Below are 13,892 nucleotides of genomic sequence, written 5' to 3' on the forward strand. Positions count from 1 at the left end.
AGAGACCAGTCGGTTCACGCGTAGTTAACCTGCAGCTATCAGACAAGGATAGAGATGAACAACTCGACCGCCTCGGGCCCGCGCCACACCTCGATCTCCTCCCGATAGGCGCGGGTGATTTCGGCGGACGCGGTCGCGTCGTCCACTTGGGCCCATACGTCCTCTACCGGATCGTGATAGTCCCCGTTCGGTTCGAAACGAGCGTAGACGCCCTTCGGTACCCGTACGAGTAAATCGCCGACCGGCACCTCGGCGGGATCCGGATACTCGAAGCAGACCATCGCGTTGTAGTTTCCGGCCGGATCCGGCACATACACGGTGTACATGGGCTGGTCCGCGGCGCCGCGATCGCGTAATCGGTCCTTCAGGAACTCGATCAGATCGCTGTTGCTGACCTTGAAACTGGGTCGCACCCGCGGCACCACCAGTCCGCCGTAGAGCGCCTCGTTGCGGACGAGGATCGCATACGTCATCGGGGATCGACCGCCAGGTAGAGATCGATCTTGTACGCGTGCGGGTAACACTCGAAATCGCCGGTATAGGTCCGCTTGATCTGATTGTGTTCCTCGGCGTAAGCGATCTGCGTCCAGAGATCGGTCATCACCTGCGGAAAATTACCGACCGAAGAGAACTTCGCGTAACTGCCGCGCGGCAGACGGGCAACGAGATGGCCACGAGTCACCTCGGCGAAGGATCCGCACTGATATCCGACGATCTGGGTGTTGTACGTGCCCAGCTCCCCGGTGTAATCGGTGTAGGCGCTGGCCAGCGGCCCGCCGAGCTCCTGATGCAGCACGGCCGCCCACGCGGCCTCCAAGTCGTGGTCACGCAGTTTTCCGAGGGCACGCTTCGGGCTGCGCACCGGCAATCCGGCAACCCACGTCTCATCCCGCTCGATGATTTCAAACTGCATGGAAAGACTCTTTCGAGGTGCATCCGGGGGTCCGCCCGCATCCGGTCGGCTAGAAACGCCATGCTATCAACATGATCCGGGTGGGACCGATCACATGTCCTACCGGCGGCCCGGCCGGATGGGGCCGCTGAACTGGACAGATGTCCTGCAAGACGGGGGTTCACCGGGCGCGATACGACGACGTCATCCACCTCGACAACGCCTTGGAACACCCGCGGGCCCGCCACGACGACAACCCGGCAGCGAACCGATAGCAACGATCGAGCGACCCCGAGAGACGCGCGGCAATGCCGTGCCGCGCGCCTCGCCGACGCCCGACCGAACCGCACCCGGTTTCCCTACTCGGGCACGGGATCCGAGGCGACCGGCCGGATCAGGCAGATCAGGAATCGCGGCAGGCCGCGCGGCAGCCTTGCGGCGTACAGCTCGACAGGTTGCCAGTCCCGGCGCAACGTCAGCAGCCGCACCGCCACCCTGGTTCGCTCGCTGCGCCGCTCGGCCAGCTCGCGCAGTGCGCCGAGGTAGCCGTCCACGTCGTCGGGATGCACGAGATGGGTGGTGGCCAAGGTGAATTCGCGCCCGTCGTCCGGATCGAGGCCGCGCGAGGCCGGGTGGTGCCGCCAGGCGATGTCGCCGAGTGGCGGGGTCAGCCACTCGATGATCTGCATGGTGTCGGCGTCGATCAGCGCGGTGGTGCCGCCGAGCAGCGCGATGGCCGCGTCGTCGCGATAGGTCGCGGGCACCAGTCCGGGCGCGCGGTCGGCCGCCACTTCGAGCAACAGGCCGCGCAGCGCGCCCTCGGCGTGATAGCGCAGGAAACCGAACACCCTGGCGGTGCGATCGTCCGGGGTGCGCACCTGCATGGGCCCGCGCCAGGCGACGCCGGGCCGGGGATCCAGCGCCGCGGTCATCAGCCGATCCCGGTCCTCACATTCGATGACCCGCGACAGGAACCACGCGCCGTGCAGCAGCGGATGCCCCTCGGGCAGCACCGGCCCGCCGCCCCCGCCGTGATTGCGCAACATCCACTGGCGGCTGTCCCACACGAAGGCGTCGACCGCGGGCGGGTCGGGCGGATCGATGCGCGACGCGCCGGCCCACAGCCGCACGGCGAGCGGCACGCCGTCCGGTCCCGGCACCGGAATCGCCAGTACCCGATGCGCTTCGCCGCGCAGCAGCACCGCGCGTTCGGACCGCTGCGCACTCTCGATTGCCTGTGCGATGACCGTTCCGGCCGCCGTCGCCAGTCCCGCGGGCCGTATCGCTCGATGCAGCGAGCGCTCCCGCGCCATCCCCTCCTTCGGCACGTGCCGAATCACCTTGTCCGGCTCCGCCGTATCCACGAGAAACCACATACGTCCTCCCCCTCACGTACTTCGGTGGCGTGTACTCCTAGCTGTTTCGCTCTCACCAACGGGCCGGATCCCCACGGCCCATCGCCCGGACACCGACTCTAACTGTCACCCGCGCGACCGCAGGCATCCCGCGGCGCGCCGCGCCGAGCACGCCGCGCGGCTCAGCCCCACTCGGCGAATCGGCCGATGGCGACGAAGAGCGCGAGGAGCAGCAGCACCAGGTTGATCGGCAGGTTCTTGGTCTCGCCGCGGTGCGAGTGCACCACCATCGCACAGCCCTGGAGAACGGCGAGCCCGAGCGCGGCCAGCGGCGTCAGCACCTCGGCGATGCCGGTGGCGCGGGGCAGAATCAGGCCGGCGGCACCGAGCACCTCGACGGTCCCGATCAGGCGCACCATGCCGGGCGAAAAGTCCTTGGCCCAGCTCATATTCGGATTCGCGGTGAGCTTCTCGTACGGCTGCGCGAGCTTGGCCACTCCCGCGGCGAGATACACCACCGCCAGCAGCCCGGCGACTATCCACAGTGCGATATTCATGGCCCGTCCCTCGTTTGGAATGAAAATCCGTCACGTGGAGCCAAGTGCTTCCCAGAGCGTACTCGCCGAAGCGATTGTGTCGCGGAACACTCCTGCGCTACAGTCGCGATCTGAGACCGGCCAGTTCCACAGCTTGCTCGGTCGGTTGACTCGAGCACGCTAGGGGGACCTCGATGACGAGGACGAACGGCCCGCGCCGCGCGGCCGCCGCGCTGCTGATCGCCGCCGCGACGCTGGTGGCTTCGCAGGCCACCGGCCGGGCCGGGGACGCACCCACCGTGCAGGAGATCTACAACAAGCCGGGCCCGCATCCCGTAGCCACCGCCGTACGGACCGATCCGTGCCAGGAGTCGATCGCGGGCATGGTCGCCCACATCGCCGTGCACCTGTTCGGCAACGCCGCGGATCCCACCTGCACCCAAGCCTTTCCGTACGGATTGCAGTCGCCGATCGGCGTGAACACCTACTACCCCGCCGACATCGCCGAGCTCCCGAGCGCGCCGCTGCTGGTGTTCACACCGGGCATCAACGCCAACCCCGGCATGTACGACGCGCTCGCCAAGCGCTTCGCCGAACAGGGCTTCGTGGTGGTGATCCCGTACGACTTCTTCAACTCGCTGGCCTACGTACCCGCCCTCGGCGTCGCGGTGGCCGTGCTCGCGAACCGCGATCCGAACTCGCCGCTCTTCGGCCGGATCGATCTGGGCCGCACCGTATTCGGTGGCCACTCGGCGGGCGGCCAAGCCGCACTGCAAGCAGCCACCGTCTTCCCCGCCGCCGCGCCGTCGATCGATCCCGCGCTGCGCGTGGCCGGGGTGCTCGCCATCGAACCGGGGCCGCTCGCGCTCGGCGCGGCGATCACCGTGCCGACGCTGTTCCTCACCGGCTACAACGATTTCGTCGTTCCGGACTTCGCGTGGGTGCGCTGGTGGCAGTACGACCTGATGGCCGCGGCTCCCGCCTGGATCGCGAATGCCCGTGGCGTCACCCACTTCTCACCCGTGGACGGCATCGAGCACTACCGCTCGGCGGGCGCGGCCATCGCCTGGCTGCGGCATCTGGCACTCGGCGACGCCGAGGCGGCGAGCTGGTTCACCGGACCGAACTGGCGCCTGCCCGCCGACCAGACCTACTTCAGCGTCCACCGCAACGCCCGTGCCCACGCTCTGAACTGACACCCGAACATCGCACCACAGAGGGACATTCACCATGCTCTTCCGTCGCAACGCCTTGGTGGCTGGACTCGGCGCCACCGTGCTCGTCACGGCGGCGCTGCTCTCGCCCGCCGCCACGGCCGCGCCCCAGGCGGTCTGCGCCGAGCCCACGGCGGGTCAGGCTCCGGAACGACAGGACGCCGCCGACGTCGGGATGGACCCAGCCGCGGTGGCCGACGCGGTGGAACTGGGCGCGCGGACCGGGTCATACGCGGTGCAGATCTACCGGCACGGCTGCCTGGTCGCCGACCACACTCCGACGGGCAACATCCCGATGCCGCTGGCCAGCGGCAGCAAGGGCGTCGCGTCGGTGGCCGTCGGGCGCGCCGTGACCATGGGCTACTTCGGTCTCGACGACCCGCTCGGCACGTTCTTCCCACAGGCCGACGCCGCGCACGCGGACATCACGGTGCGCCAGGTGCTCAACCAGACCACCGGCATCCACTTCAGCTGGCCCGCCGACATCGCCGGTCTGTCCACCGACTCGGTGCGGCAAACACTCGCCGCTCCGGTCGATTACGAGCCGGGCAGCACCTTCCAGTACGCCCAGAACGGTCTCGCCCTGCTGCCGAAGATCATCGAGATCACCACGGGGGCCGATTTCCAGGACTTCGTGCAGCGAGAAGTCATGGGCCCGCTCGGCATCGACCGCGACAACTGGATCTGGCTGCGCGACCGCAGCGGAAACACCGCCGTCAACGGTGGCCTCGCGATGCGGCCCGCCGACCTGGCCCGGATCGGCAGGCTGCTGCTGCAAGAAGGCCGCTGGGAAGACCGGTCGCTCATCGATCCGGACTACATCCGCCAAGCCGCGACGCCGACGGAAGCCAACGGCGGCTACGGATTCCTGTGGTGGCTCAATGCCGGTGACACCTATCGCGGCGTGAACGTGCCTGTCGCCCAGCTGTATTCGCATCCGGTGTTCGTCGGCTCGCCGCGCGACACCTACGCCTTCTCCGGGGCGCTCGGCCAGTTCCTCACCGTGGTGCCGAGCCGCGACCTGGTGATCGTCCGCCTCGGCGTGCCCTCCCGGTTCGAGCCGGGCAACCCGACCGGCGTGCTCACCGGAACCAGCAACCCCGACAACAAGGAACTGTTCCGCAGGGTGAGCGCCGCGGTCGTCGATGGGCCCGACCTGGCCTACGAAGATCCCTACGCCGTCCAGGACCCGAACCAGCCGCTGGTGCGCACCCCCGAGGATCTCGGCAAACTCGTGGACCCGCTCACCGTCGCCGCCGTCCTGCTCGGCGTCGGGCCGTACGCGTCGACGGAATGCAATGTGCTGTGGTGCAACGGAAAACCGGTACCCGAGGACGTGTTCCGGCTGATTCTCGACATCGCCGGGCAGATCTCCGGCGCGGTCGCCGCCCTCGGGAACGCGCCACGCTGAGCACGGCGGTCCCATGTCGGCTCGCGACATCGAAGGACAGGGCCGCTCGACGATCGCCCGCGAATAATCGGTGGCCCCCGCCGCGAGCGCGGCGCTACAGTTCCCTCCGCGCCGAACCGGACTCGGCCGAACAGGTAGCCGCGAAGGAGGACGATGTATGACCCGGCTCGCGCCGAGGGCGCCTCGAGGCGTGGCTCGGAAGCCCGACCACGCCGATAAAGCCGACAGCAACTGACCTTTCGAGGCGCACTCGGCCTGCTCCCGCTGCTCTTCACACAGCCAAGGAGTAAGGAGAATCCGGGTGTCCGACCCCAACACCTCGACCCATCGCGGTCCGAGCCCCGCGCTACGGACCGGCACCTTCACCTGCGTGCGCTGCGGCCTCGTGGTGGCCACGCTCGCGCCGGACGACAGCCGACGCAACCATTGCCCGAGCTGTCTCGCGTCGCAGCACACCGTCGATCACGTCGACGGCGGCGCGTCCGACTGCCTGGGCCGGATGGCCCCGCTCTCGATCGCGGTGCAACGCAACGGTTCCTGGGCGGTGGTGCACCGCTGCACACGCTGCCAGGAGCTGTCGCTGTACCCGGTGTCCGGCGACGACAATCAGCTGATCCTGATGCGGCTGGCCGTGCGTCCGCTCGCCGAACCGCCCTTCCCGCTCGAAGTCTTCGGCGATATGTAGGCGGCTGCGAGATGCCGCGAAGAAAGTCGAAAACCACTCGCGCGCAACGCCGCAAGGACGTGCTGCACGGGCCGGGCGGCGAATCCGGCGACGTCTTCCGCTGCGTCGGCTGCCGCATGGCGGTGTCCGTCGTCGCACCGGGCACGGCGCATCGCAATCACTGCCCGCACTGCCTGTCCAGCCGCCACGTCGACGGCCGGATCCCCGGCGACCGGGCGTCGTCGTGCGGCGGGCGGATGACCGCGGTCAGCCTCACGGTGCGTGACGACGGCGAATGGCTGCTCGTGCACCAGTGCGCGGCCTGCGGCGCGTTGAAGGCGAACCGCATCGCGGGCGACGACAACGCGCTGGCCCTGATGCGCATCGCGGTGCGGCCGTTGGCCGATCCGCGATGGGGCAAGCGCGCGCTGCTGGCGCTGTGACAGCCGGGGCCGGACGGACCGGCCCCGGCTCACCACCAGCCGAGAATCGGCGCCAGCTGGCGACCCAGCTCGGGAGCCAGCGATCGCGAGTAGCTGGCGGTGAGGTGGTGCTCGTCGTGATAGACGAGGATGTTGCCCTCGATGACCGGACAGACCTCCGGCGTGCACACGGCGTCGGTCAGGTCCAGCGGGAACACATTCGGGAACGACGCGGCGGGCTCGGCGGCGGGATTCACCTCGTCGAGCGCCTCGACCCTGGGCATGCCGCAGGCCACGCCGTCGGCGTTCTGGGCCAGGCAGTCGATGGCCCGGTAGCGGATGCCGTCGCGGCGCAGCCACGGCGTGTCGCGGACGGCGAGCACGTTGAGTCCGTGTTCGGCCAGCCGGGACCAGACCTCGAGGTAATCCGTCGGGGTCTCGTCACCGGTGCGGTCGCGCGGGCGGGTCCCGGTGGTGAACACCCACTGCGGCCGGTCGACGCCGAGACGGTCGATCACCTCGGCCGACCAGTCGCGGCAGTCGGGAATCGCCTCGCCCTTGTACATCGGCTCGGCCGCCACCGTCAGCGGGCAGCCCATCTTCAGGTAGACCGTGATGCGAAAGCCGTGTTCGCGGGCGAGCACGTCCAGCGCGGGCACCCAGTGCTCGGCGTGCGAGCTGCCGACCACCGCGATGGTGTGTTCGGCGTCGGCATCGCCATAGGTGCAAGTGATCACGTCGCGGGTGTCCCAGTCCGCGATGCACTTTTCTCTCGAGGGGTAGGCGGCGTCGGCGGGCGCCTCGAAGACCGTCGGCCGCATCTTGGCCCGCGGAACCGCCGCGCCCGCCGCCAGCGCCTCGGCGCCGGGGTAGCGCACCGGATCCAGGTACGCGACCGGCTGCGGCGGCAGGATTCTGCTCACCACCTGTGCCCCGACCGCCACCGCGAGCACGGTCGCGCCGACGGCCGCGACGATCCGGCCCGCGCGGCGGCGATAGCCGGATCGGCTCGCGCCCGCGCCTGCCCGCAGCGGCTCCTCGACGAACCGGTGGGTCAGGTACGCCAGCGCGAACGAGATCGCGAGCACCGCGAGCCCGGCCTCGATGCCCGCCGTCGGGGTGCCGCGCTCGGCGAGCACGAAGATCAGGATCGGCCAGTGCCACAGGTACAGCGCGTAGGCGAGTTCGCCGAGCCGGACCATCGGCGCCGCCGCGAGCAGCCGATTGGGCAGCGGCTGTGCACCGGTCGGCAGGCCCGCGCCCGACAGGATCAGCGCCACGGCCGCGCCCACCGGAATCAAGGCCGCTGGACCGGGAAACTCGTTGGCGCCGTCGGTCAGCCAGCCGCAGCTCAGCACGACGATCGCGCCGATCACCGCGAACAGCACGCGAAACAGCCGCGGCACCATCAGTTTCGGCGCAAGCACCGCGAGCAGCGCGCCTGCCAGCAGCTCCCACCCCCGCGCCAGGCTGTCGTAGTAGTTCCAGCCCTGGTGCAGTTGCACGCCCCGCGCGGCGTACAGGAACGAGACCACCGCGAGCGCGCCGAGCACGACCGCCACGGTCGGCCGCAGCGCGGACGCGCGGCCGAACCGGCGAACTACGGCCACCAGCAACGCGATTCCGACCAGCGCGACCAGATAGAACTGCCCCTGCACCGACATCGACCACAGGTGTTGCAACGGGCTCACCGACGGGTCGGCGGCCAGGTAGTCCGACCAGGACAGCGCCAGATACCAGTTCTGGTAGTACAGCAGTGAAGCCAGCGTCTGCGCGGCCGCCTCCGTCCACTGCGTGTACGGGCGGATCAGCACCGTCGCGACCGCGACGACGGCCAGCACGAACACCAGCGCGGGCAACAGCCGCCTGCCGAGCCGTCGGGCCGTGGCGGCGAGCGCGACCGTGCCGGTCGACTCCGCGCGCCGCAACAGCGAGCCGGTGAAGAAGAAGCCCGACAGGACCAGGAACACGTCCACGCCCCCGGAAACCCGGCCGAGCCAGATATGGAACACCACGACCAGCGCGATCGCGATGCCGCGTAGGCCGTCGAGGTCGTGCCGGTAGCGCTCGGGCCGTGCGCTGGACTGCGGACGGACTTCGTCCGACTGCGCCCGCTCTCCGTACCTCCGGCCCGGCTCCGGCCATACGCCCGGCTGCTGACGGACTTCGTCCACCTGCGCCCCCTCTGCGTACCCCCGGCCCGGCTCCGGCCATACGCCCGGCTGCTGACGGACTTCGTCCACCTGCGCCCCCTCTGCGTACCCCCGGCCCGGCTCCGGCCATACGCCCGGCTGCTGACGGACGTTGTCCGGCTGCTCCGCTCGCGTGTACCACCGCTTCGGCTTCGCGGGGGCGGTGACCACACCGGCGCTCCGGCTTTCGGCGACGCCGGACTCTGGTGACTCCTCCTCCGGCGTCCTCATCGCACCATCGACCGACGCGGGACCCGCGCGCACCGACCCTTGGTGTCCGCGCGGTGGACAGACGGTGAACATGACATGACACCCCTCCTATCACGTGCGGAGAAGCAAAATCCAACCGGACATGACCGCCGAAGAAACGGACAAAAGTCACCAATCGGTTCTTGCTTCGTTCATCCGGTGCTAATACGCTCCGCCCCTTGTGAGCACAATCGCGGCGGCCGTATCGCGCCGGGCAGGACTGAAATGGGGGGCGGTTACCTCGCTCGGAGTGATCGCCGGATATCTGGCGGTGCTGCTGGCCGATCCGCGTCACTACTACACGGACGATACCGAGGCGCAGTACGCCCCGATGTGGGTGGCGCTCGGAAACCAGTTACGAGAGGGTCGACTACCGGTCCTCATCCCGCACGAATGGATGGCGGGCAACTACACGCTGGAGGAGGCCGGGCTCTACAACCCGCCCCAGCTGCTGGTCTTCTTGATCGCGCCCTCGATGGACGACCTCGCCCTCTACGCGACCCTGGTGAAGCTCGTCTTCTCGATCATCGCCGGCCTCGGCGTGTTCCGGATCTGCCTCGCCTACGGCGCCCGCGGACCGTGGGCCGCGGTCGCGGGCGTGGCGTTCCCGCTCAGCGGCTGGTTCCTGTTCTTCGACGAGGCGAGCTGGTTCACCCCGCACGTCGCGACCGCGTGGATGGTGCACGCCTGGGCCTCCGGTGTGAACTACGCGCGCGGGCGCAGCGGCCCGATCCCGGTGTTCGTCTTCCTCTACCTCACGCTCACTGTCCAATACGCCTTCCCCGCAGTGGAATCCGCGCTGGTGATCGCCGCGGTAGCAGCGGGCGAGATCGTCTACCAGCAGCGCTGGGCCCCGGCCCTGCGGCTGACGCTCGCCGCGGGCTTCGCGGCGCTGACCGCGGCGATCGCGAACCTGTCGGGAATCCTTTCCTCGCAGGTCACCTGGCGCGGCAGCGCGGAGATCCACAACGATCCCTTCCTGACCGTGCCCTGGTCGGAATCGCTCAACGCCAGCCTGCCGAGCACCACACCGGCGTTCACCGCGTGGTGGGGTCACGTGCAGCCGCTGCCGATGGTCTACATCGCGTGGTTCCTCATCCCCGCGCTCGCCTTCATCGACTGGAAGGCGGCGCGCCGCTCCGCGCGGGAGTTCAGCGGCATCGCGTTCTTCGCGACCGCCGTGCTGATGTGGACCGCGGGCCCCGGCGCGATCGGCCCGCTGCGCTGGCCCGCGCGCGTGCTGCCGATGGTGGCCATCGCGCTGCTGGTGCTGGTCTGCGTATTGCTCAGCCATTACGGCACTTTCGCGTCGTCGAAGCGGCGCGCGGTGGCCGCCGGAGTGCTGATCGGATTGCTGTTCATCCGATCGTTCTCGGCCGCACCCCAGCTGGTGCTGCGCCATCTGCTCGCGGTCGTCGTGGTGGCCGGTCTCGGCGCCGCGGTGGTGTGGCTGGCGCGCACGCGCGGCATCGTCCCGGCCTGCGCGCTGACCATCGCCGCCATGTTCCCGATCGCGTTCGCGCAGGTGGCGAGCGCACCGATGACGCCGCTGTCCTACAACTTCCCGGAACGGCGCTCCGAGATGCGGGCCGCCTTCCCCGATTTCGGCGGTCTCACACTGCAACTCGCCGACCGGGCGATTATCGCCCCCGAGGACCGCGACATCGCGCGGGCATACGGATCGCTGGCCATCGGCAACTACGCCAAGGCGCTCGAACTCGACTACGTGAACGCCTATACACCCATCGGCCACACCGGAATCGCCGGACTGCTCTGCATGGCCTGGGACGGCAGCACCTGCCCGGACGCGTTCCGCCGCGTCTTCGCCGACGAGCCGTCCACCGGCATACCGGTCGTCGATCTGATGAAGGTGGACCGGGTGGTGCTGCACCGCGCCCAGTACCCCGACGCGCGCGACCACCCGGCCCCGCCCGGTTGGCAGTGGGCGGATTACCGCGGACACGAACGCTTCATCTGGGTGCTGGAACGCCAAGGCGGTCCGGCCTCGACGCGCGACGGTGCCATCGCGCACACCTCCGGCGTCACCGCCACTTCGACCGGTTCCTACGACGACATCACCACCCGCGCGAAGGTCAGCTCCGCCACCGGCGGACGCGTGGTGTTCTCGCGCCTCACCTGGCCCGGACACCGCGTCACCCTGAACGGCCACGAACTTCCCACGCTCGCCGTAGCCGGCACGTTCCTCGCGGTCGACATCCCGCCCGGCACCCACAGCGCCGAACTGGTCGTCGACTGGCGTCCGCCGGGCTGGCAGATCGGGATCGGGACGACCATCGCCGGACTGGTGGGAATCGGCGTGCTCCAGTGGGCCTACCTGCGCGAGCGTCGTCGGCCGGAGGTCACACCGCCCGACGTCGAGGCGGCGCTCGCCGACGTGAAGGAGTGATCGATCGGGCGGCCTTTCCCGCAAAACCGACCGAGCGGAACGCACAGTGTGAAATTGGTTTCATCCGACTGAGAAGCGGCTCCGAATCAGATTCGTAGGAATCTCCGCCCTTCCAGATGAGGACGAACGCATGGCCACACACAAGTCGGTAGTCCCGTTCCACTCCTTCTCGCTGCGCACGGCGACACTGGTCGTCGGCGCACTCTCCGCGGCCGTGGTCACGGCCACACCCGCGGTGGCCGAGGCGCCCCCGCCGGGTGTGTCGGCGCCCGCCGGTGCCGTCACCGACCCGCTCCCGCTCGGGGCGAACGTCTTCGGCGCGCCGATCCAGCTCCCGATCCCTCTGCCGGTCGTCCCCGCGGTCGCTCCGGCGCCCGTCGCGGATCCGGCCGAACCCGCACCGGAGGCGGCTGCCGAAGGCGCACCCGACGCGGTCGTGCCCGCCGCCAACGTCGTGCCGACGCCGACGAACGTGCTCCGCGTCGGCAACGTCGAAGTCGGCAGGCCCGACTTCATCCCCCCCGAGATCGCCGCCATGATCAACGACGCCACGATGGGTGCGCAGAACAACCTGTCCGGCGCGATCCAAGGTTCCGGCGTCGATCGCGCGCGGTCCGACCTGATCGCGGCCGACGTCCTCGGCACCGCGGCACAGGGCGCGGTCGTCGGCGCTGTCGCCGCCGCCCCGATCGCGGCCATCGCCGCAGTGATGGGCGGAGCCGTCGGCCTCGTCGTCGCGCTCCCCTTCGCGCCCGCCGGGTTCATCTTCATGCCCATCATCGCCTCGACCCTGGCGATCAGCATGGTGACGCTCCCGTTCGCGGCCGCCGGAGCGGGCATCGGCGCGATCGTCGGCGCGGTGGAAGGCTCGATGGCTCCGCTGCCCGTTGCGCCGCCCCAGGGCGAGGTTCCCGCCTTGTAGCGTCGATTTCGTTAGCACACAACTCATTACGCACGGGGCGGGCCCGACGCACGTCGGACCCGCCCCGCGAGAACGCGTCGGCCTGGACGAGATCCGAAGCACCAGAATGCAGTCGAGAACCGCCTCCGGTCCCCGGCCGCACAGCCACGGCCCGAGTCAGGCCCGGCGATCCACCGTCGCCCACGCGGCCGCCGCGACCACGCCCGACACCACCGCCACCGACGGCCACGCGCCGATCTTCTTGGCCAGCGGGTGCGAGGCTCCCAGCGCGCCCACCGACAGCCCCGTCAACGCCGCGGCCCCACCCGTGCCGACCGCCTTGCGCCACCGAGGCAGCGCGGCCGCGGTCGCCGCCGCGAACACCACGCCGCCGAGTTCCCGCTTCTTCGTCGCCTGCGCCAGCGCGAAACCTCCGCCGAGTCCACCGGCCGCCAGCAGCGCCGTGGGAATCCGAGCCATCTCCAATTACCTCCTCGTAGTGATCACTTCCCCAAGCCATAGTGCCAACGCGCGCCGAGGAGGGTTTCCGCGCGCGACCGCGGCGGATGATCTCCGCAGGTCACAAGGGCTCGGGAGGCGGGTTCAGGCAGAGCCGGGCCGGACGATCATCAGCACGACGACCACCGTCCAGAGCAGGTTGTAGACGCCCGAGAGCATCCCGAGGGCACGCAGCCGCCCGCCGTCGTCGGGTTCGGCGAGCGCGTCGCGCTGCATGGGATGGATCTGAACCGCGAGCAACCCGCCCGCGACAGCGGTGAGCACCATGGCCAGCGTGATCCAGATTTCGCCCATCCTGCCCTGCACCGCGGCGAGCACGATGCCCGCGACCGGCACGACGATCCCGAGTGCCGCGTAGGTACCGGTGACGCGGTGCAGCACCCGCGCCACCGCGACGCTGCGTTCGGCTCGATTCCGCGTTGTCGCACCCGCCGTGACCGGCGCGTACCGAGGGAACAGACTCGCCGCCACGGCCGAGCCGCCGACGAACACGATGGCCGCCACCACATGCACCGATAGCAGGAAATGCTTCAACGATCGACTCCTTCGTCCTTCAGTTGGACTGAAGCCTAATCGGAGAGCTTCAGGCAGACTGAAGGACGTGCGCCGAATCACCCCCGCGGAACGCGAGAAGTCATCGCGAGGGGATTCCGTTCGCGAAGGCGGCGAGGATGGCCGCGCCGATCTGGTGTCGAATCGGATCGGCTTCTGCGCCGAACAGTCGCTCGTCGACCTCGGCGAGGACCCCCTCGGCCTTGCGCAGCAGACGAGAACCCTTGGGCGTCAATTCGATCGTCGACGCGGACCCGGCCCGCGCCGTGCGGTCGCGCACCAGCCCGGCGGCGACGAGCGTCTTCACCGCGGTGTGCACGCTCTGGACGCTGATGCCCGACATACGCGCCAGATCGCTGAACGACGCACCCGGCACACCGGAGATGTGACCGAGCAGCCCGAGCCTGCCGATGGTGAGATCCAGCGGGGCGAGGGCGGCGCCGAGTTCGGTTTCCACCGTGCGCGCGAGCGTCAGCACAATGACGGAGGCGCTGATCGCGGGCGGTCCGGGCCGGGCGTTCTCGGAGGTCACGACTTCAGTCTCGCGCACAGCAACCCCGGAGCGCGGCACGGGTGGA

Annotated in this window: 14 protein-coding genes; 6 read left to right on the forward strand and 8 right to left on the reverse strand. The window is 69.6% G+C overall.

The features are described 5' to 3' along the window. Positions 1-38 precede the first annotated feature (38 nt). The 4 genes from AC3ERS_RS07605 to AC3ERS_RS07620 all read right to left on the reverse strand — a co-directional run bounded on the left by AC3ERS_RS07605 (position 39) and on the right by AC3ERS_RS07620 (position 2,804). Positions 39-473, reverse strand: a complete 435-nt coding sequence (locus tag AC3ERS_RS07605) for an effector binding domain-containing protein (protein ID WP_431964909.1) — start codon at positions 471-473, stop codon at positions 39-41. Beyond that, the gene (locus AC3ERS_RS07610; RefSeq protein ID WP_431964911.1) at positions 470-913 is read right to left on the reverse strand and encodes a GyrI-like domain-containing protein; all 444 of its coding nucleotides are present in this window, start codon (positions 911-913) and stop codon (positions 470-472) included. The genes AC3ERS_RS07605 and AC3ERS_RS07610 overlap by 4 nt, the downstream gene beginning before the upstream one ends. 338 nt (positions 914-1,251) lie before the next feature. Continuing rightward, positions 1,252-2,268: a GAF domain-containing protein gene (locus AC3ERS_RS07615; RefSeq protein ID WP_431964913.1), complete on the reverse strand. Its 1,017-nt coding sequence runs from the start codon at positions 2,266-2,268 to the stop codon at positions 1,252-1,254. A 161-nt stretch (positions 2,269-2,429) separates the two neighbouring features. After that, entirely contained in the window at positions 2,430-2,804 is a 375-nt protein-coding gene (locus AC3ERS_RS07620) for a DoxX family protein (protein ID WP_431964915.1), read from the reverse strand. A gap of 173 nt (positions 2,805-2,977) precedes the next feature. Between AC3ERS_RS07620 and AC3ERS_RS07625 the strand changes: the two genes are divergently transcribed. The 4 genes from AC3ERS_RS07625 to AC3ERS_RS07640 all read left to right on the forward strand — a co-directional run bounded on the left by AC3ERS_RS07625 (position 2,978) and on the right by AC3ERS_RS07640 (position 6,515). Next, complete coding sequence (locus tag AC3ERS_RS07625) at positions 2,978-3,979, forward strand: poly(ethylene terephthalate) hydrolase family protein (RefSeq protein ID WP_431964917.1); 1,002 nt, start codon at positions 2,978-2,980, stop codon at positions 3,977-3,979. A gap of 34 nt (positions 3,980-4,013) precedes the next feature. After that, positions 4,014-5,408 (forward strand): serine hydrolase domain-containing protein, encoded by a 1,395-nt coding sequence (locus AC3ERS_RS07630; RefSeq protein ID WP_431964919.1) that lies wholly within the window; start codon positions 4,014-4,016, stop codon positions 5,406-5,408. Positions 5,409-5,709: 301 nt separating this feature from the next. Further along, positions 5,710-6,093 (forward strand): RNHCP domain-containing protein, encoded by a 384-nt coding sequence (locus AC3ERS_RS07635; protein ID WP_431964921.1) that lies wholly within the window; start codon positions 5,710-5,712, stop codon positions 6,091-6,093. 11 nt (positions 6,094-6,104) lie between these two features. Beyond that, positions 6,105-6,515, forward strand: coding sequence for an RNHCP domain-containing protein (locus AC3ERS_RS07640; protein WP_431964923.1), 411 nt, complete (start codon positions 6,105-6,107; stop codon positions 6,513-6,515). Between the two features lie 29 nt (positions 6,516-6,544). Here the strand turns inward: AC3ERS_RS07640 and AC3ERS_RS07645 are convergent, their stop codons facing one another. Then, complete coding sequence (locus tag AC3ERS_RS07645) at positions 6,545-8,917, reverse strand: acyltransferase family protein (protein ID WP_431964925.1); 2,373 nt, start codon at positions 8,915-8,917, stop codon at positions 6,545-6,547. Between the two features lie 208 nt (positions 8,918-9,125). Between AC3ERS_RS07645 and AC3ERS_RS07650 the strand changes: the two genes are divergently transcribed. Both AC3ERS_RS07650 and AC3ERS_RS07655 read left to right on the forward strand, forming a co-directional pair. After that, positions 9,126-11,342: a hypothetical protein gene (locus tag AC3ERS_RS07650; RefSeq protein ID WP_431965387.1), complete on the forward strand. Its 2,217-nt coding sequence runs from the start codon at positions 9,126-9,128 to the stop codon at positions 11,340-11,342. A gap of 130 nt (positions 11,343-11,472) precedes the next feature. After that, positions 11,473-12,264 carry a hypothetical protein gene (locus AC3ERS_RS07655; protein WP_431964927.1) on the forward strand — a complete coding sequence of 264 codons (792 nt, stop codon included), beginning with the start codon at positions 11,473-11,475 and terminating at the stop codon, positions 12,262-12,264. Between the two features lie 156 nt (positions 12,265-12,420). Here AC3ERS_RS07655 and AC3ERS_RS07660 read toward each other — a convergent pair whose 3' ends face one another. The 3 genes from AC3ERS_RS07660 to AC3ERS_RS07670 form a co-directional block, all read right to left on the reverse strand. Next, positions 12,421-12,723 carry a hypothetical protein gene (locus AC3ERS_RS07660; RefSeq protein WP_431964929.1) on the reverse strand — a complete coding sequence of 101 codons (303 nt, stop codon included), beginning with the start codon at positions 12,721-12,723 and terminating at the stop codon, positions 12,421-12,423. Between the two features lie 123 nt (positions 12,724-12,846). Further along, entirely contained in the window at positions 12,847-13,296 is a 450-nt protein-coding gene (locus AC3ERS_RS07665) for a hypothetical protein (protein ID WP_431964931.1), read from the reverse strand. Positions 13,297-13,396: 100 nt separating this feature from the next. Then, the gene (locus AC3ERS_RS07670; protein ID WP_431964933.1) at positions 13,397-13,846 is read right to left on the reverse strand and encodes a MarR family winged helix-turn-helix transcriptional regulator; all 450 of its coding nucleotides are present in this window, start codon (positions 13,844-13,846) and stop codon (positions 13,397-13,399) included. Positions 13,847-13,892 lie beyond the last annotated feature (46 nt).

Source organism: Nocardia sp. bgisy134, assembly GCF_057708325.1.